The organism is Tardiphaga robiniae (assembly GCF_013359755.1).
GTDB classification, from domain to species: domain Bacteria; phylum Pseudomonadota; class Alphaproteobacteria; order Rhizobiales; family Xanthobacteraceae; genus Tardiphaga; species Tardiphaga robiniae.
Map to the genome: position 1 here is coordinate 169947 of NZ_JABMCJ010000085.1, position 24112 is coordinate 194058.

Annotated in this window: 21 protein-coding genes and 1 tRNA gene; 11 read left to right on the forward strand and 11 right to left on the reverse strand. The window is 62.9% G+C overall.

Going from position 1 to position 24112, the window contains the following annotated elements; translation table 11 throughout:
* Positions 1–38: 38 nt before the first annotated feature.
* Positions 39–818, reverse strand: coding sequence for an SDR family NAD(P)-dependent oxidoreductase (locus HP556_RS16415; protein WP_175367769.1), 780 nt, complete (start codon positions 816–818; stop codon positions 39–41).
* A 107-nt stretch (positions 819–925) separates the two neighbouring features.
* On the opposite strand from HP556_RS16415, the gene HP556_RS16420 reads away from it, so the two are divergent.
* Positions 926–1660 carry an SDR family NAD(P)-dependent oxidoreductase gene (locus HP556_RS16420; protein ID WP_175367770.1) on the forward strand — a complete coding sequence of 245 codons (735 nt, stop codon included), beginning with the start codon at positions 926–928 and terminating at the stop codon, positions 1658–1660.
* 82 nt (positions 1661–1742) lie between these two features.
* Positions 1743–2105, forward strand: coding sequence for a CsbD family protein (locus HP556_RS16425; protein ID WP_175367771.1), 363 nt, complete (start codon positions 1743–1745; stop codon positions 2103–2105).
* A 157-nt stretch (positions 2106–2262) separates the two neighbouring features.
* Here HP556_RS16425 and HP556_RS16430 read toward each other — a convergent pair whose 3' ends face one another.
* Entirely contained in the window at positions 2263–3963 is a 1701-nt protein-coding gene (locus tag HP556_RS16430) for an SGNH/GDSL hydrolase family protein (protein ID WP_175367772.1), read from the reverse strand.
* Positions 3964–4194: 231 nt separating this feature from the next.
* Between HP556_RS16430 and HP556_RS16435 the strand changes: the two genes are divergently transcribed.
* Positions 4195–4449, forward strand: coding sequence for a PepSY domain-containing protein (locus HP556_RS16435; protein ID WP_093757199.1), 255 nt, complete (start codon positions 4195–4197; stop codon positions 4447–4449).
* Between the two features lie 15 nt (positions 4450–4464).
* Here the strand turns inward: HP556_RS16435 and HP556_RS16440 are convergent, their stop codons facing one another.
* Entirely contained in the window at positions 4465–4845 is a 381-nt protein-coding gene (locus tag HP556_RS16440; RefSeq protein WP_120287194.1) for a DUF930 domain-containing protein, read from the reverse strand.
* A gap of 724 nt (positions 4846–5569) precedes the next feature.
* On the opposite strand from HP556_RS16440, the gene HP556_RS16445 reads away from it, so the two are divergent.
* Positions 5570–6145 (forward strand): P-loop NTPase family protein, encoded by a 576-nt coding sequence (locus HP556_RS16445; protein WP_175367773.1) that lies wholly within the window; start codon positions 5570–5572, stop codon positions 6143–6145.
* 64 nt (positions 6146–6209) lie between these two features.
* On the opposite strand, the gene HP556_RS16450 is transcribed toward HP556_RS16445, so the two are convergent.
* Together HP556_RS16450 and gltB are read right to left on the reverse strand one after the other, a co-directional pair.
* Positions 6210–7667, reverse strand: coding sequence for a glutamate synthase subunit beta (locus tag HP556_RS16450; protein ID WP_175367774.1), 1458 nt, complete (start codon positions 7665–7667; stop codon positions 6210–6212).
* A 147-nt stretch (positions 7668–7814) separates the two neighbouring features.
* The gene (gene gltB, locus HP556_RS16455; RefSeq protein WP_093757196.1) at positions 7815–12572 is read right to left on the reverse strand and encodes a glutamate synthase large subunit; all 4758 of its coding nucleotides are present in this window, start codon (positions 12570–12572) and stop codon (positions 7815–7817) included.
* Positions 12573–13119: 547 nt separating this feature from the next.
* Here gltB and HP556_RS16460 point away from each other — a divergent pair.
* Positions 13120–13965, forward strand: coding sequence for a hypothetical protein (locus tag HP556_RS16460; protein ID WP_175367775.1), 846 nt, complete (start codon positions 13120–13122; stop codon positions 13963–13965).
* Between the two features lie 99 nt (positions 13966–14064).
* Here HP556_RS16460 and HP556_RS16465 read toward each other — a convergent pair whose 3' ends face one another.
* Positions 14065–14541, reverse strand: a complete 477-nt coding sequence (locus tag HP556_RS16465) for an Hsp20 family protein (protein WP_068730352.1) — start codon at positions 14539–14541, stop codon at positions 14065–14067.
* Positions 14542–14740: 199 nt separating this feature from the next.
* Here HP556_RS16465 and HP556_RS16470 point away from each other — a divergent pair, with 199 nt between their 5' ends.
* Together HP556_RS16470 and HP556_RS16475 are read left to right on the forward strand one after the other, a co-directional pair.
* Positions 14741–15688 carry an alpha/beta fold hydrolase gene (locus tag HP556_RS16470; RefSeq protein WP_120287188.1) on the forward strand — a complete coding sequence of 316 codons (948 nt, stop codon included), beginning with the start codon at positions 14741–14743 and terminating at the stop codon, positions 15686–15688.
* A gap of 12 nt (positions 15689–15700) precedes the next feature.
* Complete coding sequence (locus HP556_RS16475) at positions 15701–16339, forward strand: LysE family translocator (RefSeq protein ID WP_120287187.1); 639 nt, start codon at positions 15701–15703, stop codon at positions 16337–16339.
* On the opposite strand, the gene HP556_RS16480 is transcribed toward HP556_RS16475, so the two are convergent.
* Positions 16340–17092, reverse strand: a complete 753-nt coding sequence (locus HP556_RS16480; RefSeq protein WP_120288012.1) for a sulfite exporter TauE/SafE family protein — start codon at positions 17090–17092, stop codon at positions 16340–16342. It lies immediately after the preceding gene.
* A 94-nt stretch (positions 17093–17186) separates the two neighbouring features.
* Here HP556_RS16480 and HP556_RS16485 point away from each other — a divergent pair, with 94 nt between their 5' ends.
* Positions 17187–18080 (forward strand): LysR substrate-binding domain-containing protein, encoded by an 894-nt coding sequence (locus tag HP556_RS16485; RefSeq protein WP_120287186.1) that lies wholly within the window; start codon positions 17187–17189, stop codon positions 18078–18080.
* Between the two features lie 10 nt (positions 18081–18090).
* On the opposite strand, the gene hisN is transcribed toward HP556_RS16485, so the two are convergent.
* From hisN to HP556_RS16500, 3 genes are all read right to left on the reverse strand, one after another.
* Positions 18091–18873: a histidinol-phosphatase gene (hisN, locus tag HP556_RS16490; protein WP_120287185.1), complete on the reverse strand. Its 783-nt coding sequence runs from the start codon at positions 18871–18873 to the stop codon at positions 18091–18093.
* Between the two features lie 619 nt (positions 18874–19492).
* Positions 19493–19657: a Flp family type IVb pilin gene (locus tag HP556_RS16495; protein ID WP_175367776.1), complete on the reverse strand. Its 165-nt coding sequence runs from the start codon at positions 19655–19657 to the stop codon at positions 19493–19495.
* 227 nt (positions 19658–19884) lie between these two features.
* Positions 19885–20772 (reverse strand): N-formylglutamate amidohydrolase, encoded by an 888-nt coding sequence (locus HP556_RS16500; RefSeq protein WP_120287184.1) that lies wholly within the window; start codon positions 20770–20772, stop codon positions 19885–19887.
* Positions 20773–21064: 292 nt separating this feature from the next.
* Between HP556_RS16500 and cpdR the strand changes: the two genes are divergently transcribed.
* The 3 genes from cpdR to HP556_RS16515 all read left to right on the forward strand — a co-directional run bounded on the left by cpdR (position 21065) and on the right by HP556_RS16515 (position 22615).
* Entirely contained in the window at positions 21065–21424 is a 360-nt protein-coding gene (cpdR, locus tag HP556_RS16505) for a cell cycle two-component system response regulator CpdR (protein WP_015669438.1), read from the forward strand.
* 128 nt (positions 21425–21552) lie between these two features.
* A tRNA-Val gene (locus tag HP556_RS16510) sits at positions 21553–21627 on the forward strand.
* A 166-nt stretch (positions 21628–21793) separates the two neighbouring features.
* Positions 21794–22615 carry a gamma-glutamyl-gamma-aminobutyrate hydrolase family protein gene (locus HP556_RS16515; protein ID WP_089265824.1) on the forward strand — a complete coding sequence of 274 codons (822 nt, stop codon included), beginning with the start codon at positions 21794–21796 and terminating at the stop codon, positions 22613–22615.
* On the opposite strand, the gene HP556_RS16520 is transcribed toward HP556_RS16515, so the two are convergent.
* Positions 22575–23993 carry a DHA2 family efflux MFS transporter permease subunit gene (locus HP556_RS16520; protein WP_175367777.1) on the reverse strand — a complete coding sequence of 473 codons (1419 nt, stop codon included), beginning with the start codon at positions 23991–23993 and terminating at the stop codon, positions 22575–22577. The genes HP556_RS16515 and HP556_RS16520 overlap by 41 nt on opposite strands.
* Positions 23994–24112: the final 119 nt, after the last annotated feature.

Genomic DNA, 24112 nt, shown 5'->3' on the forward strand with positions numbered 1-24112 from the left:
ACGCCCGCAAGGTGCGAAGTCAACCGGCGTGAATGCCGTCAGGCATTGCGTGCCATGAGGCCGCCGTCGACCGGGATCGCCGCGCCTGTGATATAGGACGCGGCCGGCAGGCACAGGCTTAGCGTCATATGCGCGACCTCTTCGGGATCGCCATAGCGGCGCAACACGGTGCGGCGCTTGGCAAAGATCAGTTTGTGCTCGTCGCTAATGCGTTCGGTGATCCCCGTCGTGATCGGTCCGGGACAGATACAGTTCACAGCGATGCCGTCGCGGCCGAGTTCCACTGCGAGCGAGCGCGTAAGCCCGGTGACGCCGGCTTTTGCTGCGGAATAGGGACTGTGCAGTGCGGTGGCGCCGAGCGCTTCGGTGGACGCGATATTAACGATCCGCGGCGAGGGCGATTTGCGCAAGTGAGGCAATGCGGCGCGGATGATGCGCTGGTGCGAGGTCAGCATCACCGCGATGGCGCGATCCCACGCGGCGTCATAGCCATCCTGGTCGATCGCGGTGGAAACTGAGATGCCGGCATTGTTGACGATGATATCGAGACTCCCGAAATGCGCGGCGACGTCGCTGACCACTGTGCGGATGCGATCGGGATCGGCAACGTCGAGCGTCCATGCGTGTGCGCTGCCGCCGCCTGATGTGATCGCATCCGACACTGCGGCAATCCCGTCCGCCGAAATATCCGTGACGGCAACATTGGCGCCTTCGTCGCCGAACACGCGCGCCGTCGCGCGGCCCATGCCGCTTGCAGCGCCGGTGACGAGAACTGTGAGGCCGCGCACCGAGCGGCTGAGTTGTTTGAAATCCGACAAGGCATCCTCCGAATTTTGCGCCTTCATGATGAGGCTTGATTGAAGGCTTGCACCGATCGCGGGCGCGGTCAAACATGCGTCGATAAAATCAAGAAGGATAATCAGGGATGAACGAACTCGATTTCAGCGGCCAACAGGTGCTTATCGTCGGCGGATCCAGCGGCATCGGCAACGGCATGGCGCAGGCGTTTCGTGCGCGCGGCGCACGCGTGCATGTGTGCGGTACGCGCGCCAAGGCCAGCGACTACACGATCGATGAAGGTTCCGATCTCGACGGCCTCGGCTACAGCCAGCTCGATGTTGGCAGCGCGTCGGCCATCGAGGCCTTCGATCCGAAGCTCGATCGGGTCGATGTGCTGATCCTTGCGCAGGGTGCTGTGATCTATCGCCGCGGCGAGTTCGAGATGGATGGCTTCCGCAAGGTGATGGAAGTCAATCTGATCAGCCTGATGGGCTGCGCGACGAAGTTTCATGCGCAGCTCAAGGCTAGCAAGGGCCGATTGATCATTGTCAGTTCCACCGCGGCCTATCATGCCACCAAGGGCAATCCCTCTTACAATGCGTCGAAGACCGGCGCGGTCGGCCTCACGCGCACATTGGCGCAGGCGTGGTCGGAAGACGGCATCCGTGTCAACGGTATCGCGCCGGGGCTCGTTGACACCAAGATGACAAAGGTCACGACAGCGAATCCGAAGCGGCTGGAAGGCGCGATTGCCAGGATCCCGCTGCAGCGCCTCGGCACGCCTGCCGATATGGCCGGCGCCGCATTGTTCCTTGCGTCGCCGCTGTCATCCTATGTTTGCGGTCATACGCTGGTCGTCGATGGCGGTTTGATCCTTTAAATTGACGGTGCCTGCATCGCGGCGGAACCAGTACTGGCTTCAGGCATTACACCGGCGAGAATTTCCTCACGGAGTAATGGACATGGACAAGGACCGTATTGCGGGCGCAGCCAAGGATGCAGCTGGCAAGGTTGAAGGTGTGATCGGCCGAGCCACGGGCGAAGAGCGGACTGAAGCCTCGGGCCGCGCGCGCGAAGCGACGGGCACCGTGCAGAACCTGTACGGCCAGGCCAAGGACGCCGTGCGTGACGCATCGGACGCCGCCACCAGCTATGCCAAGGATGCACTCGACAGCGACGTCTATCGCGACGGCACGCAGGCGATCACCGACAAGGTCCGCGACAATCCGCTGGGCTCGCTGCTGATCGCAGGCGGTATCGGCTTTGCGCTGGCGATGCTGATGACGCGTCCGCCGCGCCGTCGTCCGAACCGTTTCGGTTATTGATAGCAGATCGCGGCTGACATAACGGACGCTGCAGAAGCGTCAGCAGTCGCATCTGAGAAAACGTCCAAGAAAATATCCAGAAGCGAAAATCCCTCAGCCCGCAAAGGCTGAGGGATTTTTTTGACTCTGAAATTTCGCGTCGGAATTTTTCGCGCGATTAGCGCGTGAAGAAACCGGAGGGGGCGGAGGCGGCGGGGCCGACATTGGCGGGCGGGCGCGGGCCGGGTGCCTGGGCCGGGCGGGGGCGCTGGGGCGCCTGCTGGACGGGCGCGCGGCGCGGCGCATCGTCGAAGCCAAAGAAACTACCGAAGGATGACGGCGCTTCGGTGGCGATGACGGGCTTCGGCTTTTTCTTCGGTGCGGCCGGCGCTGCCATCACCGGAACGATGCCATCCGGTCCTGTCGTCGCAGCGCCGCTCGTGCCTGAGGTAGCAGGTGTGGCCGCCGCGACGGGAACATCGCCCTTGGCCTGTTCGCGGCCGATCTCGCGGCGCGGCCAGGCGAAGTCATCGGCGCGGCCGGCCGGTGCGGCGAGTGGCTCGCCTTTGACCAATACACGCGCGACCAGTGCATCGACACTCACCGGCTTCACGCCGGGGCCGCCGAGCAGTTGATCGGTGCCGACCGAGGAGGCGACCAATGGCACGATGGGGCCAGCCAGCGGACGCGGCGCTGGCGCGCCAGGCACGGCATTGAGGTCCGGCGTCGCAGGCTCGCTCGGCAGCGCGATCGGCGCGGAGCGGCCGGAGAGCAAACGGGTGATTTCGCGCTCGACGTAATGCGCCATCTTGCGGGCGCCGGCCTTGGTGAAATAGACGCCGTCGGCCGCACGCAGCCGGCGGATCTGGCCTTCGAAATCCGGGCCCTGCTGCAGGAAGCGGCCGGCTTCGTCGACAAAGCCGTCCCAGATATCGACGTAGGTGATGCCGGCCTTGGTCGCGGCGTCGCGATAGAGATTGTCGAGATAGAGCATGTCGGCGGTCGCCTTGGTGCCGCGCACTGCCGGCAGGCCGACCCACAGCACGGGTACGCCCTTCGCCTTCACGACATTGATCATCTCCTCGATCTTCTTCGAGTAGAGTTCGCCCCAGCGCTCGTCGCGGAAATCGACCATGCCGCCGGTGCGCGCGCCGCGCTCGGTCACGATCGAACCGGGATCGGGAATATCTGCATCGTCAGCTTCCGGCTCCGCCGGCTTGTCGCCGGGCTTCACTTCCGCGGCGCTGTCTTTCTTTTCGTCCTTCTTGGCGCCCTTCTTCTCGGCCGCCTTGTCGGGCTCGCGGATTGCGACGCGGTCATTGAGGCCGAGCATGACGACGATCGCATCGGGCTTCTCGGTGGCAAGAATGCCCTTGGCCGCCGCGGCCCAATCGGCGGGATCGCCCTTCGGCTGATAGCGCAGCAGGCCGGAGACGGTCTTGTGCTTGCGGATCACGCCCATGTCGGGCTGTTCGGCATAGGCGTCCTCGAGGCCGTAAGCGAGCCAGTCGGCCATGCTGTCGCCGAGCACCAGCACGTTGCGCTCGGCCGGTGCGTCGCGTTTTTCCGGCGATGGTGCGCGTGAATAGTCCTCGCGCGGAGCGGCCCGCTTCGGCGCCTGTTGTTGTTGGAACGGCGCGAAAAACGGGCTGTCATTGCCGCCGCCGAACCAGCCGAAGCCGCCACCGCCGCCTTGAGGCACATTGCGCTGCGGACGTGGAGGAGGTTGCTGCGGACCGCCGAAACCGAAGAACTGCGCGGAGGCCGGCGCCACGATGCCGATCAGGAGGCCCAGCGCCACGGCGAGCACCATCAGCGTGCCCTTTTCGGCACGCCAGTGATCGATCCGCCATCTCGGCAAGTTGGGCTTCTGTGACATGCGCCTCGACCGCAATCGCAGGGTCCGCAGACCCGGGTTCCCGCTCGACATACTACCGGATTCGGGCCGCAAGCGGGCAGCCGCGATCCCGCCATCAAGCGCCGCCCGGCGTTAACGTCAAGCAAATCCCGGAACTTTTAGCGGCAGGGTGAACAGCGAGGCCGCAGCCAAGGCCTGTGCCGAACAAAGCGGCAATCCCGGAGTTGTCGTGACAAATCAGGGAGGTTTGCCATGAAGTCACTGCTGCTCGCCGTTGCGCTCGTTTTCGCGCTGCCCTCATGGGCTTCCGCAGATACCCCGGGCAAGGACTGGATGACCGCACAGCAGGTCACCGAGAAGCTGCGCAGCTTGGGCTACACGGAGATCAGAGAGCTTGAGGCCGACGACGGCCATTGGGAAGCCGATGTCGTGAAGGACGGCCGGACCTTCGAGGTCCATGTCGATCCGCATAGCGGCGCGCTCACCAAGAACGAGCCCAAGCACTGACGCCGGCAGGCTAGTCTATTTCCATAGTCCCAAAGACTGCCATTTGGCGGGCGGAATGACCGTTCCCGTCTTGTAGGTGAAATCCAGCACCGTCTTGTGGTCCGGCGTCGCCTTGCAGGTGAAGGCGACCTGCATCCATTTGCCGCCCGCGCGATAGGCGCCGCCCTTGGCGATCATCGTATTGCCGAGATGCTGCGGCGGCATCAGCGCGTCGGATTTGGCGCGCTCGACGCGCGGGCCGCCCTTGCTGATCCGGCGCATCGCCTCGAAGTCGCAGACCTGTTCCAGCCGGGTCTTGGGATCGAGCTTGCCGAGGGCCGCCATGAAGCGGGCATCGCTGGCATGGGCCTGCGGGACAAGCGCCACAAGGCCGAGCGGAATAAGCAGGAATTTCATGCGGGAAGGGACAACACGTTTGGAAGGATGAACCGGCGGGATGACATCCGCTTAGCGTGTCCGGAGGTTGCTGGCTACCCACTCTGGGATGCGCAGCGCGCCCGGTCGCGCTGTGCGAGTCCCGGTCATGAATGGGGTCGACGCGCGCACGCGCCGTCTGTCCCGCGCCGCCGCGCAAGTTGGCCTTCCGGTGGTCCCCTTTGATGTGAGGAGGATAGAGCGCCGAAAGGCGCAACTTTGTCGTCAGTGGCGCGTCCCGTTGGTTGCCTGCGACAGCGACCTTCGGTGCGCGCACGCCTTTCGGCGCTCCATCGCGACTTTTTTGTTCCCGGGGCCGTGCTTCCGGGTACTGGGTACGGGCATCGTGCCCGTCATCCGGCCGGCTTTCGCCAGCCTTCACCCGCACCCGTCCAGCCGCAAGCGGCAGAGCCCCGTAGTGGGCCCGGACGGCTACCCAGGACCTCCCGAGTCCGTGCTTGCGAGGCACGTCCGCGGGCGCCGCACCCTGTCCCACCTCCAAAGACGCCCTCGAGAAGCGCCCCTCGTTGGACAGAGTGATAGGAATATCAGCCCTTATAGGAATCATGTCAATATCGAAATATGTCGTTAAAGTCATAGCCGCCATGAGTAAGAATGGCGAAGGTCCCTTGTCCCTCAAGCGTGGCGTACCCGCTCGTTATGCAAGAGCGGGAAAAGGGCATTGCTGCTCCGCGGAGTTCTTGCTTTGAAACGCATCTTGATCGTCGGCTGTCCAGGCGCGGGAAAGAGTACGGCAGCTCGTGCGCTGTCTGAAATCACTGGCCTGCCAGTCATTCATCTCGACCGTCATTATTGGCTGCCTGGTTGGCGCATGCCGGATAGCGACGTCTGGCGCACGACAGTCGAGGCGTTGGCGGCTGAACCGTACTGGGTCATGGATGGAAATTACAGTGGCACGCTTGTGTCGCGGCTGGCGCGGGCCGATACGCTGATCCATCTGGATTATTCAACCGGTCTTTGCCTGTGGCGCGTTTTACGTCGAGCGACTTTGGGCTGGGGACGGGTGCGTGCGGATACGGGGCCGGGATGCCCAGAGCGTTTCAATGCAGAGTTTCTGCGTTTTGTCGTCAACTACAGACGCGACCAGCGTGCGCGTGACATGGAGCGCATGGCGGACTTTGCCGGCGAGGTGCACCGGTTCTGGAATTTCGAGGTGGATCGGAATCTGGATGGCGTGATGGAGTCGATAATCGGAGCTCTGGGCTACCCCCACCCGGCTGGCCTTACGGCCGTCCACCCTCCCCACAAGGGGGAGGGATAAGAAAGGAGCCTCGACACTTTCGCGTCGAGGCTCTTGAAGCTCAGAGTTAGATCACTCGCGGCCCTCACCTCGGCAGCGTCGTCGTTCCCATCAGCGCCTGATCGATGGCGCGGGCGCACAACCGGCCCTCACGGATCGCCCAGACCACCAGCGACTGGCCGCGGCGCATGTCGCCGGCGGAGAACACCTTGGGCAGGGAGGTCGCGAAATCCGTCGTCGGGGCGCGGACGTTGCCGCGCTGGTCGAGATCGACGCCGAGGGTCTTCAGCATGCCTTCGTGGACGGGATGGACGAAGCCCATCGCCAGCAGAACGAGGTCGGCCTGCAACGAAAATTCCGAGCCGGGGATCGGCTTGAACTTGTCGTCGACCTGCACGCAGTTCAGCTTGGTGACCTTGCCGTCTACGCCTTCGAAGCTTTGCGTCAGCACGGCGAATTCGCGCTTGGCGCCTTCGGCTTGGCTCGACGAGGTCCGCATCTTCAGCGGCCAGTTCGGCCAGGTCAGGCCCTTGTTCTCCTGCTCGGGCGGCGCCGGCATGATTTCGAGCTGGGTCACCGACAGCGCGCCCTGACGCAGCGAGGTGCCGATGCAGTCGGAGCCGGTGTCGCCGCCGCCGATGACGACGACATGCTTGCCGCCGGCCAGGATCTCCTTGACGTCGCCGAGCGGCTCGTTGCCGACGCGGCGGTTCTGCTGCGGCAGGAAGTCCATCGCGAAATGGATGCCGTCGAATTCGCGGCCGGGGATCGGCAGGTCGCGGCCGTGCTCGGCGCCGCCGGTCAGCGCGATGGCTTCATATTCCTTGAGCAATTCGGCGGGGTCGATGGCGCCGGGTGATGTGCCGCCGACAGCCTTGCCGTAATGGAAGGTGACGCCTTCGCCTTCCATCTGCGCGACGCGGCGATCGATGATGTGCTTTTCCATCTTGAAGTCGGGAATGCCATAGCGCATCAACCCGCCGGCCTTGGCGAGTTTCTCATAGACATGGACGTCGTGGCCGGCGCGCGCGAGCTGCTGTGCGCAGGCCATGCCGGCGGGACCGGCGCCGATCACGGCGACCTTGCGGCCGGTCTTCACAGCGGAGACCTGCGGCTTCAGCCAGCCATTGTCCCATGCCTTGTCGACGATGGCGCATTCGATGGTCTTGATGGTGACCGGGTTGTCATCGATGTTCAGCGTGCACGAGGCTTCGCACGGTGCCGGACAGATGCGGCCGGTGAATTCCGGGAAGTTGTTGGTCGAGTGCAGGTTGCGCGAGGCTTCTTCCCAGTTGCCGCTATAGACGAGGTCGTTCCAGTCCGGGATCTGGTTGTTGACCGGGCAGCCGGGCGTGCCGGGCTGAACCGAGCCGGTGCCGTGGCAATAGGGAATGCCGCAATTCATGCAGCGCGCGGCCTGATCGCGGGTGTCTTTCTCACTGAGCGGAATGACGAACTCGTTATAGCCCTTCAGGCGCTCGGCAACCGGCGCATACTTGCGGTCGTGACGATCGATTTCCAGAAAACCCGTGATCTTGCCCATTACAACTGACGCCTCTGAACTCTTAAGTTCCAAATTCCGTCCTCATCCTGAGGAGCGGCCACTTGGCCGCGTCTCGAAGGATGCGTGATTTGTCCCTCATGGTTCGAGACGGCGCTGCGCGCCTCCTCACCATGAGGGCCTTTTTCCTTACGCGCCGATCGCGATCTGCGGTTCGGCCTCGGCGCTTTTCGCTTTCAACTCGCGCAGCGCGCGGCGGTACTCGACCGGCATCACCTTGCGGAATTTCGGCAGCCAGGTTTTCCAGTCCGCGAGGATCATCGCAGCCTTGGCCGAGCCGGCATATTTCGCGTGACGCGTGATCAGCACATGCAGGCGCTCGATGTCGCTATCGAGCAAGTTGGCGAATACGTCCACCTTGCCATGGGCTTCGAGATCGCCGGAGTGGTGATAGGTGTTCTCGGCGATCATCTCTTCCGAGAGAACCGGTTCGAGTTCGACCATCGCCATGTTGCACAGCTTCGGGAAGTCGCCGGTTTCGTCGAGCACGTAAGCCACGCCGCCGGACATGCCGGCCGCGAAGTTACGGCCGGTCTTGCCCAGCACCACGACGATGCCGCCGGTCATGTATTCGCAGCAGTGATCGCCGGCGCCTTCGACGACGGCCACGGCACCCGAGTTACGCACGGCGAAACGCTCGCCGGCGACGCCGCGGAAATAGCACTCGCCCTCGATCGCGCCATACATCACGGTGTTGCCGACGATGATCGACTCCTCCGGCACGATGGCGGAATGGGCGGGCGGGCGCACGATGATCTTGCCGCCCGAGAGACCCTTGCCGACATAGTCGTTGCCTTCGCCTTCGAGATCGAAGGTGATGCCCTTGCACAGCCAGGCGCCGAAGGCCTGACCGGCGGTGCCCTTCAGCGACACCTTGATGGTGTCGTCGGGCAGGCCGGCATGGCCGTAGATCTTGGCCACCGAGCCCGCCAGCATGGCGCCGGCCGAACGGTTGGTGCTGTTGATCTTGGTATCGATCTTCACCGGCGCGCCGCGATCGAGCGCGGGCTGCGCCTGCTTGATCAACTCGCGATCGAGCACGGCTTCCAGGTGATGGTCCTGATCTTCGGTGTGATAGATCTTCTGGCCGGGCAGTTCGGGCTGGCGCACGAACAGCTTGGAGAAGTCGAGACCCTTGGCCTTCCAGTGCGACACGAGGGCCGACTGGTCAAGCATCTGCACCTGGCCGACCATCTCGTCGAAGTTGCGATAGCCGAGCTGGGCCATGATCTCGCGGACTTCCTCGGCGACGAAGAAGAAGTAGTTGATGACGTGCTCGGGCTGGCCGGTGAAGCGCTTGCGCAGCACCGGGTCTTGCGTCGCGACGCCGACCGGGCAGGTGTTGAGATGGCACTTGCGCATCATGATGCAGCCGGCAGCAATCAAAGGCGCTGTGGCGAAGCCGAATTCGTCGGCGCCGAGGAGCGCGCCGATGACGACGTCGCGGCCGGTGCGGAAGCCGCCGTCGACCTGGACAATGATGCGGCTGCGCAGCCGTTCACGAACCAGGGTCTGATGGGTTTCGGCAAGACCGATTTCCCATGGCGAACCCGCATGCTTGATCGAGGTCAGCGGCGAAGCGCCGGTGCCGCCTTCGAAGCCGGCGATGGTCACATGGTCCGCGCGCGCCTTGGCGACGCCCGCGGCGACCGTGCCGACGCCGATTTCCGACACCAGCTTGACCGAGACCTGGCCCGTCGGATTGACGTTCTTGAGGTCGTAGATCAGCTGCGCGATGTCTTCGATCGAATAGATGTCGTGATGCGGCGGCGGCGAGATGAGACCGACGCCCGGGGTCGAGTGGCGGACGGCGGCAATCGTCGCGTCGACCTTATGGCCGGGCAACTGACCGCCTTCGCCGGGCTTCGCACCCTGCGCCATCTTGATCTGCATCATGTCGGAATTGACGAGATATTCCGTGGTAACGCCGAACCGTCCTGAGGCGACCTGCTTGATAGCAGAGCGCATGCTGTCGCCATTCGGCATCGGCTTGTAGCGATCCGACTCCTCGCCGCCTTCGCCGGTGTTCGACTTGCCGCCGATCCGGTTCATGGCGATGGCCAGCGTGGTATGCGCCTCGCGCGAGATCGAGCCGTAGGACATGGCGCCCGTCGCAAAGCGCTTGACGATGTCCGCAGCGGATTCGACTTCCTCGAGCGGCACAGGCTTGCGCTTCTCGTCTTCGGCCGTCTTGATCTTGAACAGACCGCGCAGCGTCAGCAGACGCTCGGACTGTTCGTTGAGGATCTTGGCGAAGGCCTTGTAGCGATCCTGCGAGTTGCCGCGCACCGCATGCTGCAGCAGCGATACCGACTCGGCGTTCCAGGCGTGATCCTCACCACGGCTTCGATAGGCGTATTCACCGCCGACATCGAGGGCGGTCTTGTAGATCTGGATCTCGCCGAACGCCTCGTTGTGGCGACGCACGGTTTCCTCGGCAATTTCGGCGAGGCCGACGCCTTCGATCTTAGTGTGGGTGCCCGTGAAGTACTTGGTGACGAATTCCTGACGCAGGCCGACAGCGTCGAAGATCTGCGCGCCGCAATAGGACTGGTAGGTCGAGATGCCCATCTTCGACATGACCTTGAGCAGGCCCTTGCCGATCGACTTGATGAAGCGCTTGACGATTTCGTAGTCGTCGAGCTGCACCGGCAGCCGGTCCTTCATGGCGATGATGGATTCGAAGGCCAGATACGGGTTGATCGCTTCGGCGCCATAGCCGGCGAGGCAGGCGAAGTGATGCACTTCGCGCGGTTCGCCGGATTCGACGACCAGGCCGACCGAGGTGCGCAGGCCGGTGCGGATCAGGTGGTGATGCACCGAGGCGCAAGCCAGCAGCGACGGGATCGGAATGCGATCCGAGCCGGCCATGCGATCGGACAGGATGATGATGTTGACGCCTTCGCGCACCGCAGCTTCGGCGCGGGCGCACAGTTCATCCAGCACCTGCTCCATGCCTGCCGCGCCGAAACCGGCATGGAAGGTGGTGTCGAGGGTACGCGAGACAAAGTGCGACTCGGCGACATCGGTGATCGAGCGGATCTTTTCGAGATCCTGGTCGGTCAGGATCGGCTGGCGCACTTCGAGACGCTTGGTGGTGGCGACGCCCTGCAGGTCGAACAGGTTCGGCCGCGGTCCGATGATCGAGACGAGGCTCATGACGAGCTCTTCACGGATCGGATCGATCGGCGGGTTGGTGACCTGCGCGAAGTTCTGCTTGAAATAGGTGAACAGCGGCTTCGGCTTGCTCGACAGCGCCGAGATCGGCGTGTCGGTGCCCATGGAGCCCGACGCTTCCTCGCCCTGCGACGCCATCGGCGTCAGCAGGATGGTGACGTCTTCCTGGGTGTAGCCGAAGGCCTGCTGGCGATCGAGCAGCGGCAGGTTGGAGCGCTGGCCCTTGGCCGCCGCGTCCGGGAGCTCTTCCAGAACGATCTGGGTGTGTTCGAGCCACTCGCTATAGGGATGGCTTGCGGCCAGCGTCGCCTTGATCTCGTCGTCAGGGATCAGACGGCCCTGGACAAGGTCGACCAGCAGCATCTTGCCGGGCTGCAGACGCCACTTAGTGATGATGTCTTCTTCCGGAATCGCCAGCACGCCCATTTCGGACGCCATCACGATGCGGTCGTCCTTGGTGACGAGATAACGTGCGGGGCGCAGACCGTTACGGTCCAGCGTCGCGCCGATCTGTCGACCGTCGGTGAAGGCGAGCGCGGCAGGGCCGTCCCACGGCTCCATCATCGCGGCGTGATATTCGTAGAAGGCGCGGCGCTGCTCATCCATCAGGGGATTGCCGGCCCAGGCTTCCGGAATCATCATCATCACGGCGTGGGGCAGCGAGTAGCCACCCTGTACCAGGAATTCGAGCGCGTTGTCGAAACAGGCGGTGTCCGACTGGCCTTCATAGGAGATCGGCCACAGACGGCTGATGTCCTTGCCGTACAGTTCGGACTCGATGGACGCCTGACGCGCCGCCATCCAGTTGACGTTGCCGCGCAGCGTGTTGATTTCGCCGTTATGCGCGACCATGCGGTACGGATGCGCCAGCGACCAGGTCGGGAAGGTGTTGGTCGAGAAGCGCTGATGCACCAGTGCCAGCGCGCTTTCGAAATCCTCTTCGTGCAGGTCGGCATAGTAGCTGCCGAGCTGGTCGGCGAGGAACATGCCCTTGTAGATGATCGTGCGGCACGACATCGAGCACGGATAGTAGCCGGCAAGGCCGCGCTCGCGGCGCTGATAGATCGCCTGCGAGATCGACTTGCGGAGAATGTACAGACGACGTTCGAATTCGTCCTCGTCGGCGATCTTGGCTTTGCCGATGCCGATGAAGACTTGCATGTTGGCAGGCTCGGTCGGCTTCACGCTTTCGCCGAGCGATGCGTTGTCGGTCGGGACGTCGCGCCAGCCGAGCAGCTTCAGGCCTTCGGCCTTAATCTGGTCGCCGATGATGCCCTGAATGACTTTCCGCCACGCGGTATCACGCGGCATGAACAGCGCGCCGATGGCGTATTGGCCAGGCTCCGGCAGGCTGAAGCCGAGTTCCGCAGTCTTGCGGACGAAGAACTTATGCGGGATCTGCACCAGAATACCGGCGCCGTCGCCAAAGCGCGGATCTGCGCCGGTGGCGCCGCGGTGCTCGAGGTTGCACAGGATGCTGATCGCGTCAGACACAATCTGATGCGACTTGCGGCCCTTGATGTTGGCAATGAAGCCGACGCCACAGGCGTCCTTTTCCTGCGACGGGTCATAGAGGCCCAGCGCCGGCGGACGGTAGGTATGGAGTTCCGGTTTGATGGCGGTGTCTTTCACGTTAGCCGATTTGATAGCCGGGGCCGCCGAATGCGTGCCGGTTTCGATCAACTGGCGCTCGTGCTCTGATCCGCTCATCTTCGTCCTCTCAACCCCCGTCGGGGTTCTGCCACCCTTGTCGGCGCACCTTTGACGCTCGCGGAACCCGTTCGGGCTACCGCTCGCGCGTCTTGCGAGCCTCGTTTTCAGAATTCAGACTGGTGGTGCCCATCGTCCCCGGCGGCCACCCCATATCTCGCCTTAAAGGCATTTCGTCTCAGCAGGCGTGTTTTTTAGTCGCGACGCCTGCTTATGTTGCAAACCCTGTGCCGGATTTGCCACCAAAAATTGCGACAGTGATGCTGTCCTAACCAGGACTTTGCCAAATTTTTATCTAGCACACAAGCGCGCTTGAGTCCGTCGTCGCATAGCAACAACGCATGCCAAATTGTCCAAGCTGGCGTGGACACATTCAGCCCGGAGGTGCCGCGTTCCGGCCAAAGGCTGGCCCAAGGGCTGCCGGATTCAGCGGTGAGGTTGCGCAGTGCTCGTTAACGCCTGTGGCAGCGGTGCTGGCAGGCGAGCGAAGCGTGAGGTTCAGGAAGTTGAACACTCTCCGGGCGCGGGGGCGTCGAAGGAGCATGCAATGAAGGTACTTGTGGGATGTCTGGCCTCGGCCGGTCTGTTGCTGGCGAGTGGTGCTGCACAGGCGCAGGCGCTGCCGCCGATGCGCGGCGACGTTGCCGTTGTGGCGCAGGTCTCCGATGTCGGCGGTCCCTATGCGGCTATGCCGCCCGTGGAATATGCGGAGCCGCGCCCCTATGGCGTGTTGCGCCGTGGCTATGATCTGGCGGTGCTGCCGCTGCGTGAGGTCTATTCGATCCTGCGCGAGGCCGGCTTCTCCGCCCTCGGCATGCCGCAGCAACGCGGCCTCATCTACACGGTCGCGGCGATCGATCTCGACGGCGAGGACGGCCGGTTGGTGATCGATGCGCGCAGCGGACGCATTCTGCGCTTCATTCCGGCCTATCGCATGGGCGACCGGATGAGCGAGGAGATCGACACGCGCTATGGCCCGCAAGGCGCAGTGCCGACCCTGCCGCAATATCGCCGCCCGCCGTTTACAGCCGGGACGGCAACGCCCGCGCCGAAGGTTGCCAGCCGCACGACGAGCGTGCCGCTGCCGAAGCGGCCGCCGGCGCGCGCGGTTGCGGCACCGGCCAAGCCTGTTACGCCAGCCGAGACCAAGCCGGTCGCAGTCAAACCACCTGAAACGCCGCCGGCCGCTGCGCCCGTGCAGCAATCGGCCGTGACGGAGCAGAAGCCCGCCGAGACGAAGGCGCCGGAAACGACCGGGGCTGCTCCGGCAACACCGGCAGTGCCCGAGAAGAAGGACGCTGTTGCTCCGACAGTCGCTGCGCCGGCGACAGAAGCAAAGCCTGCGACACCGCCGGCTGCGGAAACGCCGCCTCCTGCCCAGGGGCTGGAATAGTCCGGGCCGGATCAAGAAAAAACGCCCCGGATTGCTCCGGGGCGTTCGTTCAACAACTACACTTACTTCAGGTCACATACTTCAAGTACAAAGTCGCGGTTACGCGGCGACTTTCTCGGCCGAGCCGTCAACCACCTGCGGTGCGCTGACCGCGCTGGTGGAAATCGGAATGCTGCGGGGTTTCTTGGCTTCCGGGATCTCACGGACGAGGTCCACATGAAGCAGGCCGTTCTCGAGCGAGGCGTTCTTCACCTGTACGAAATCGGCAAGCTGGAAGGCGCGTTCAAAGGCACGGGCGGCGATGCCGCGATAGAGCACTTCGGCCTTGCTGCCATTCTCGTTGGCAGCCTTCTCGCCCTTGATCGTCAGCGTGTTTTCCTTCGCGACGATGGAAAGCTCGTTCTGCGCAAAGCCGGAAACGGCAACGCTGATACGGTATTCGTTCTCGCCGGTGCGCTCGATATTGTAGGGCGGATAGCCCGGCGCTGCGTCACCTGTGCTCTGATCGAGCAGATTGAACAGGCGGTCGAAACCGACGGTGGAACGATAAAACGGGGTGAGATCATAGCTACGCATTGGATAGTCCTCCATTGAGCGACTGTTGCAATAACCCGCCCGCCATAAGGGCCGGGCTTTCGTGTCATGCAGCCTAGAGAGGCCTGCATGAAGCTGATATGGGAGGGGTCTGGCGGCTCGCAAGGGGGGCCGAAAGATTCGCGCCGACCTGTCTCCCGCCCTTGAAATCCCGCGTTTTTCGCCTAACCGGTCCCCCGCCATGACGCTCGTCTCCATTCCCGCCAACCCCGTTCCCGAGGGGGCCGTGTCCGGCACCATCAAGACGCCGGACGGCGCTGAGCTACGTTTCGCGCGCTGGGCGCCGACGACCGGGCGCAAGGGCACGGTCTGCGTGTTCAGCGGGCGCGGCGAATATATCGAGAAGTATTTCGAGACCGTGCGCGACCTGCGCGACCGCGGCTTTGCAGTGGCCATGATCGACTGGCGCGGGCAGGGCCATTCGTCGCGGCAGTTGCGCGATGGCCGCAAGGGCTATGTGCGCAGCTTCTCGGATTTCGAGATCGACGTCGAAAGTTTCGTGCAGCAGGTGGTGATGCCGGATTGCCCTCCGCCCTATTTCGCGCTGGCGCATTCGATGGGCGGCGCGGTGATGCTGCGTGTGGCGCATTCCGGCAAGCGCTGGTTCGATCGCATGGTGCTGTCGGCGCCGATGATCGATCTGCCGGGCCGTTCGACCTCGCTGCCGGCGCGGCTGCTGTTGCGTGTCATGCGCTGGACCGGGCAGGGCGGCAACTACATTCCCGGCGGCAATGGTGAGCTGGTCGGGACCTCGTCATTCCCCAACAACAAGCTGACCAGCGATCCTGTGCGCTATGCGCGCAACGCGGCAATCCTCGAAGAGGACGCGACGCTCGGCATCGGCTCGCCGACGGTGGCCTGGGCCGATACGGCGATCCGTGGGATGCATGGCTTTCGCGAGGCCAGCTATCCCGTGAAGATCCGTCAGCCGATCCTGATGCTGGCGGCCAGCAACGACCAGGTCGTGTCGACGCCGGCCATCGAGGAATTCGCCTATCACCTGCGTGCCGGGTCGCATCTGGTGATCGCCGGCTCCCGTCACGAGATCCTGCAGGAGCAAGATCGCTATCGCCAGCAATTCTGGGCGGCGTTCGATGCATTCGTGCCGGGGACGCCGCTGTTCAAATAACGGACACATCCTATGCTTGGTATTCACGGCCTCTGGCTTTTCATCCTGTCCGGCATCCTGCTCAACATCACGCCGGGGCCGGACACGGCCTATATCGTCGGGCGCAGCGTGCAGATGGGCTGGCGTGGCGGTGTCGCGGCGGCGCTGGGGATCAGTGCGGGATGCCTCGTCCATGTGTTCGCCGCGGCGGTCGGATTGTCGGCGCTGCTGGCGGCCTCGTCCTATGCCTTCACAGCGGTGAAATGGATCGGTGCGGCCTATCTGCTTTACACCGGCGTGCAGATGCTGCGTGCGCGGGCATCGACAGTTGCAACGAACGACGCTGCGGAAAAGCCGCTGCTGTCGCTTCGGCAGGTGTTCTGGCAGGGCGCCTTCACCAACGCGCTGAACCCGAAGGTGGCGCTGTTCTTTCTCGCCTTCCTGCCGCAATTCGTCGACGTGGATGCGCCCAGCAAGGCGTTGGCTTTCATCGTACTTGGGCTGATCTTCATCAGCACGGGCACGATCTGGGGGCTCGGCACGGCCATTGTCGCGGCCAAAGCCGCCAGCCGCGTCCGGCGATCCAGTCAGGCAATGATGTGGATCAACCGCGCCCTCGGCGGCGTCTTCATCTATCTCGGCATCCGCGTGGCGATGCTGGAGACGCGTTAGTTACTTCAGAATTTCCCACGTCTCGACGCCGGCCAGATAGACGCCGAGCAGCATCATCGCGATCAGGAACCAGCGGCGGAATTGGTCGGGATGCATCCGCATACGCACCATCTGGCCGATGAACATGCCGGCAAAGGCCATCACCATGGCAACGAGGCCCGACAGCGCTATGGAGGCATTCAGCAGACCGGCGCTGGAGAGGTTGAAGGCCTGTGCGAGAGTACAGACGGTGAAATAGACACCGAGCGCCTGGATCAGCTCGTCCTTTTCCATGCCAATCGACTGCATGAAGGGCATCGACGGGATCACCTGCACGCCGGTGGCGGCAGCGACGACACCGGTGACAAGGCCGACGACGCCGCCGACCCACCCTTCGTTCTGTTTTGCGACGCTTAGCTGGAATTTCACGAGGCTGATGGCACCATAGATCACCAGCAGGATGCCGAGCACGACGGTGCCGTAGCGCGCATAGGGGCCGGTCATCAGCCCGCCGCTGCTCCAGATACCGAAAGCGGTGCCGAGCATCAGCGGCCACAGCCGGCGGATGATGTCGCGCAAATAGCCGCCGACGAAAGTCTGCCAGATATTGGTGACGATCGCGGGGGCGATGACGATGGCCAGCGCCTGCACCGGCGGCATGGCGACGGCGAGCAGGCCCATCGAAACGGTCGGGAGGCCGAGGCCGATGACCCCTTTGACGAAGCCGGCGAGCGCGAAGACTGCAGCGATCAGAATGAGTGAGGAATCGAACATGATGCAGGCACATTGACCGATCGGCTGCACAGGCACAATCTGGAGGTTACGGAGAAAGCCTTCGTCTTTAACGAAGGCTGGCGCGGAGAACACCATGCATGCCGACCTTGTCGATCTCAGGCTGTTCGTCGCGGTGGCCGAGGCGCGCAGTATCACCGCGGGTGCTGCCGCTGCCAATCTGGCGCTGGCTTCGGCTAGTGCGAGAATCAAGGGGCTGGAGGCGACGATCGGCGTGCCATTGCTGAAACGGGGCCGGCGCGGCGTTACGCTGACGGCGGCTGGCGAGAGCCTGCTCGGCCATGCCCGCATCGTCATGCAGAATGTCGAGACCATGCGCGGCGACATGGCGGCCTATGCCAATGGCATGAAGGCCAGTGTGTCGATGCTGGCCAATACGGTGGGCCTGTCCGAACATCTGCCGAAGGCGCTTGCGAGTTTCCTACGCGAGCACCCCAATGTCAGCCTCGAGGTCGAGGAGCGCGAGAGCGCCGATATCGCCCAGGCGATCGCCGCCGGCATCGCCGATTTCGGCTTCGCTGCCGAGCATACGCTGCCGGACAGTCTGGAACGCTTCACCTTCAACGAAGACCGGCTGATGCTGGTGACGGCGCCGCGCAGCGATCTCGCCGGCCGGCGACATATCGATTTCCATGAGATCATCGACCGCGACTTCATCGGCCTCACCAACGCGACCGCGCTGCAGAACCACATCGGCAAATATGCGGCGAAGCTGGGCGCGCGACTGCGCTACCGAGCGCAGATGCGGGATTTCGATGCGATGTGTCAGATGGCGGCGGCGGGGGTCGGCATTGCGATTGTGCCGGAAGTCGCCGCACGGCGCTGCGCGCGGTCGACGGCGCTGGCGCTGATCCGCATTCGCGATCCCTGGGCGAACCGCAGACTGGCGATCTGCTTTCGCAGCCTGAAGACGTTATCCCGTCCCGCGCAGCAGATGATCGAGCATCTGCGGGCTGCAGCGCGGGCGTAGCAGTGCCCGATCAGGCGTTGAGGATCTTCAGCGCCGCCTCATGCACGCGCGGGTCGCCGGCGGCGACGATGCGGCCACCGTTCTGCGCGGGCTTGCCCTCCCACGTTGTCACCACGCCGCCGGCGCCGGTGATGATCGGGATCAGGGCTGCGATATCGTAGGGCTTCAGCTCGGTCTCGATGACGAGGTCGAGATGACCAGCGGCGAGCATGCAATAGGAATAGCAATCGCCGCCGTAGCGCGTCAGCCGCACGCCTTTTTCGACGTCGTGAAATTTTGCGCGATCGGCGTCGCCCATCAGCCGCGGGCTGGTGGTGAACAGCGTGGCGTCCTTCAGAGATGCGCAGCGGCGCACGGCAAGCTTGCGGGTGGTGTTGTTGGGGCCCTGGTAGCGCGCCGAGCCGCTGTCGCCGCTGAAGCGCTCGCCGATATAGGGCTGGTGCATCATGCCATAGACCGGTGTGCCCCGATGCAGCAGCGCGATCAGCGTGCCCCAGATCGGGAAGCCGGAGATGAAGGATTTGGTGCCGTCGATCGGGTCGAGCACCCAGACATATTCGGCGTCTTCGCGTTCGGTACCGAATTCCTCGCCAACAATGCCGTGCTGGGGGAAGTTGGCCTTGATCAGCCGGCGCATCACCGCTTCGGCAGCGCGGTCGGCTTCCGTGACCGGGTCGAAATCGGTGCTGTTCTTGTTGTCGATACTCAGCGAGGTGCGAAAGAACGGCAGGATGGTCTCGCCCGACGAGGTCGCAAGACGACCAATGAAGGCGTTGAAGTCGATGACCGTCACGGAGAGGTCCTTTGTTGCGGCTGCTGGATGGGGACGTGTCGCTTCCTATACAGCGCAGGGCAACGACTCGCATCTGCGGTGATCGAAATCTCTCTGCGATTCCCCTAAGCCACAGCACTGAATCGGATTGCGATTTCCCTAAGATTCCTGATGTCCGGCATCAGAAATTGGTCAATGAAATGAATATATGATCATTTCTTAAATAGGTCAAAGCTACTGTCATTTCTATATCGCGTTGATTTTGCTTGTAGAAATTATGACGCCTATGCCTGAATGGTGCGATCACCATGCGAAATTTGCATGGAAATTTGCCCGAAAACTCTTGCACTTGGTGCGTCGCGGCTGCATATTGTTGCGGTGCGGTAGCGCTTGCGCTATCGCTGCCCTCCTTGGGCGTTTCCTCCCTAGACTTGGACCGCTTGCTATCGCAAGCGGTCCTTTTTTCTTGTCGGAGGAGTTTTGCATCACGGCGTGCCGACGTGGCTGCCGGCGATTGTCTTTATGTCGCCTGGCCTGTTCGTCGCCTGGCACCCCGACAGCCTCGGGCCCATTGCGACGTCAGTCATCAAGCAAGACTTATTCGGCTGAGAACCTCAAGCCGGTGTCCACGTCGTGGCGGTTACTTCAGCGACCCGTTGATCTCGGTGAACTTGCCGTTGAGGTTGGTGCCGAGGCCGTTGACGACGGCGATGATGGCCAGCGAGATGCCGGCGGCGATTAGCCCGTATTCGATCGCAGTCGCTCCCGATTCGTCCGACCAGAATTTCTTGATCATGTTCTTCATGTTCTCTCCTGCCATTTTACGCGGTTCCAATCCGCGGAACCACGCTGGTGGGGATAACCTAAAGTTGCATTAATCCCGGTGGTAAAACTCTGCCCCATCTCTAAATCCAGCGAAAATTGACAATTTGTCGCACGAAATAAGCGCTGCCGTGACCCGGCGGTCACGGTTCCAAATACCCCACCTGATTGAGTGAAGGTTCGAACCCCGGCGAGCCGTTCGGCCCCAGCCTATTCGGCGGCGGCCTGGAACGGGCCGAGGCTGTCCAGCGGGATCTTCGCCAGCGCATCGGCCAGGACGGTAAAATCGGCAGCAATCTGATCGAAGCGCGCGGTTCGCTCACGGCGGCGTTCGTCCATATAGATAGCCCGGTTCAGCTCGATCTGGATGGCGTGCAGCCCACTGGCCGGGTTGCCGTAATGCTCGGTAATGAAGCCGCCGGCATAGGGCTTGTTACGGCCCAGCGAATAGCCGAGGCCGCCGAATGTGTCTTCGACCACCTCGGCCAGGATAGTGGCGCAGCTGGTGCCATATCGGTCGCCGACGACCACGTCCGGGCGGCGCGGCTCCTCGCGGGAAATTCCGATCGAGGGCATCGAGTGGCAATCCACCAGGATCACCGTGCCGAATGTCTGGTGCGCCTTGTTGATCAGGCGGCGCAGGGCGCGATGGTACGGCTTGTACAACGCCTCGATCCGGGTGAGGGCGTCATCGACGTCCAGCCGCTCGCGGTAGATCTCCTGGCCGTCGCCGACCACCCGGGGAATCGTGCCAAGACCGCCGGCGACCCGCATCGAGCGGGTATTGGCAAAGCTGGGCAGCCGGCCGTTGAACATCCGCGGATCGAGCTCATAGGGCTCGCGATTGACGTCCACATAGGAGCGCGGGAAATGCACCCGGACCACCGGGAAGCCGCGATCGCTCAATCCCGCGATCAATTCGTCCATGAACGAATCTTCCGAGCGGCGCAGTGCCGTCACGTCAATGCGGGACGCGCTGAGGAATTCCGCCGGATAGACCGAGCCGGAATGCGGGGAATTGAAAATGATCGGGGCGCGCCAGTTGGCCGGCTCGACGATCTCGAAGGGAGGCGACAGCTCACCGTCAAACTGGGTCATCGTCGCGCATCGTCCCTGCAGCCGCGTTCTTCGGTTTGCCCAGTCTGGCAGAAAACCGGCGCTTTGTGAGGCTGCATTGTCGATAACGGAAACAAGTCTGCCAAGTTAAAAACCTTCCGCAGGCGCGGCGATCGCGAGAAACGCGCTCATTTGTTGTGTTTCACGACGTTCTGGCGCACCATCTTGAGACGCTTATGCACAGTCTGCGCTGATCACCTTCACCCGAAATTTACCAGACCTCGGGCTTAGTGGGCGAACAGGTCCTCTCATTCGGGTTCGACGTCCAACCGCCATGCACAAAATCCTTCTCGCAGAAGACGACAACGACATGCGCCGCTTCCTGGTGAAGGCGTTGGAAAACGCCGGTTTTCAGGTGTCGCACCACGATAACGGGATGTCAGCCTATCAGAGACTCCGCGAGGAACCCTTTGAAATGCTTCTAACGGACATCGTGATGCCGGAGATGGACGGGATCGAACTGGCGCGCCGCGCCAGCGAACTCGATCCCGACATCAAGATCATGTTCATCACCGGTTTCGCCGCCGTGGCGCTGAATTCCGACTCGGAAGCGCCGAAAAACGCCAAGGTGCTGTCCAAGCCGGTCCACCTGCGCGAATTGGTCAGCGAAGTGAACAAGATGCTGGCGGCCTGAGGGCAGCCCGCTTTCCTGGATTTCTTTCTTGGATTTCCTGCAAATCAGGCAAGGATTGGTACTCCGCCGTCCTTGCTTGTCCGGGTTTGACCCGTTATAGACCCCACACCCGTAACGACCGGTTCTTAGGGCGCGTAGCTCAGCGGGAGAGCACTTCCTTGACATGGAAGGGGTCACAGGTTCGATCCCTGTCGCGCCCACCACGCACCTCACACTTTCGAAGACTGCCGGATTGGCGCCTTTTCAGGCGTCGGGAGACGTTTCTTTCCCTAATGCTCCGATTAGTGACAGTTTTATTTCGGAACCAGTCGTGTTCATGCCGTGACTCGGCTATAGCTCAATAGTCCAGCACTTTTCGACCGGAAGCTGATGCCAACGAAGACCCGGCCGGTAATCGGCGTGATCGGCAACGCGTATCGCATTGAGAACAGGTTCTCCGTCCAGGCGGTCGGAGAAAACAACCTTCGTGCGGTCGCTGAAGTGGCCAATGCCCTGCCGATGATGTTTGCCGGCACCCCCGACATTACCGATATCGGCCAGGTGCTCGATCTGGTCGATGGCATCCTGCTCACCGGCGCTCGGGCCAATGTCCACCCGACCCGGTTCGGAATGGAAGCCCATGCCCGTCACGAGCCCTATGACAATGGCCGCGATGCGGTGGCTCTGGCCATGATCGAAGCTTGTGTCGCGCGCGGGGTCCCGATCTTCGGCATCTGTCGCGGATTGCAAGAGATGAACGTTGCGTTCGGCGGTTCGCTGCATCCCGAGATCCGCGAGATTCCTGGCCGCATCAATCATCGCATGCCGCGGCTCGAGAGCGGCGAGATCCATCCCGATCCGGCGGTCGTATTTGCCGATCGCCACGACGTGCATCTGACCAGCAACGGCACCTTCGCCAGCCTGCTGGGGCGCGAGACCATCACGGTCAATTCCCTGCATGGTCAGGGCATCGATATCCCTGGCGAGCGAGTGGTGATCGAGGGTATTGCCGAGGACGGCACCATCGAGGCCATCCGCATTGCCGATGCGCCGAGCTTCGCGCTCGGTGTGCAATGGCACGCCGAATATGATCCGCAGATCAATCCGATCAACCGCACGCTGTTTCAGGCGTTCGGCGAGGCGGTGGCCGCTCGCAGGCAGCGTGGGGCCTTCACGGCTGCGGCCGCGCCGCTATCAGCAGGAATGCGCTGAGCGCGGCTGCGACACAAAGCACAGCACCCGCGACCGTCGCTGCGGCAAATGCGGTGATCAGCGCCGGCCCCTTTGCCGCCATGACCGATCCGATCAGCGCCGTGACCACAAGGCCGCCTGTGCGTGCGACCGCGCTGTTGAAGCCCGATGCTGACCCGGTGTGACGCGCATCGACGGACATCAGCACGGCCGTCGTCAGAGGTGCGACAGCGCCGGCCATGCCGATGGCGATGACGACCATGGCGGGGAAGACGCTGGTCCAGTAGCTGGTGTCGGGACTGATTCGGAGCGCCAGCAGAAAACCCATCGCCACAATCACCGGTCCCAGCGTCAGCATGATCCTCGGGCCGGTTCTGGCTGCGAGCGAGCCAGCAAGCGGTGATGTCAAAGAGATGACAAGCGGCAAGGGCAGCAGCGCGGCACCGGCCTGTGTCGCGGTGTAGCCGGCTGCTTCGATCAGGAGAAAAGGCATCAGGACGAACAGCCCGCCGAGTGCGCCGTACAACAAGAAGGTCAGCAGCGTCAGGCCGACGAAGCTGGCGGACCCGAACAGTGCAAGCGGCATCATCGCGCGTTCGCCCTTACGGCCTTCGATCCACACGAACACAAGCAAGAGCAGGAGTCCTGCGACGAGCGCGCCAAGCGTGAAACCCGTCCAATCATGTGACGTAGCTTCGGTCAGACTCCAGGTCGTCAGGCCAAGTCCCACAGTCGCGAGGATGGCGCCGAGACTATCGAGCGGCTCGTCGCTGTCGTGTCGATCGCGGGGGATGCCTAGCCAGGCAAGCGCCATTGCGGCCAATGCGATCGGCACATTGATGAGAAAGATGAGATGCCAGCTGCCGATGTCGATCAGCCATCCGCCCAACACCGGTCCGAGCGCGCCGGCGGCAGCGCCGCTGGCAGCCCAGATGCCGATAGCGCGGCCCTTTGCTTCGCCGGAAAACGTCTGGCCGAGGATCGCCAGGCTGTTCGGCATCAGCATCGCCGCGCTGATACCCTGCAGAAAACGCGCAGCCAACAGCCAACGGAGGCTGGGCGCCACAGCGCAAGCCAGCGAGGCCAGCGCAAACAGGCCAACGCCCCAGATCAGAAGTCTGCGGCGGCCGAAACGGTCGCCTGCTGCACCGCCGAGCAAAAGAAGTGCACTAAGCGGCAACAGATAGGCATTGATCACCCATTGCAGGTCGAAGGCATCGGCCTGAAAACTCGCTGCAATGGCAGGAAGTCCGACATTCACCACCGATCCGTCGATGAAGGCCAGGCTGGAGGCCAGAATCGTGGTGGCAATTACCAGGCCGGGATGGCTGATATCATCAATCTTTTCTGTGGCGCCGGCGGCGCCTGCGTCACAAAGCGCATGCAGGGCGTTACTCATGACCGGGTTGTAGGGGAACGGGAGCTCAGAACAAACCGTTGTCCTCCGATCGGGCAATTCCGTTTTGGCCCCGATTGTGCAAGCATCCCGGGCGGTCGTGCCGGGGCGCTCGGTAAGAG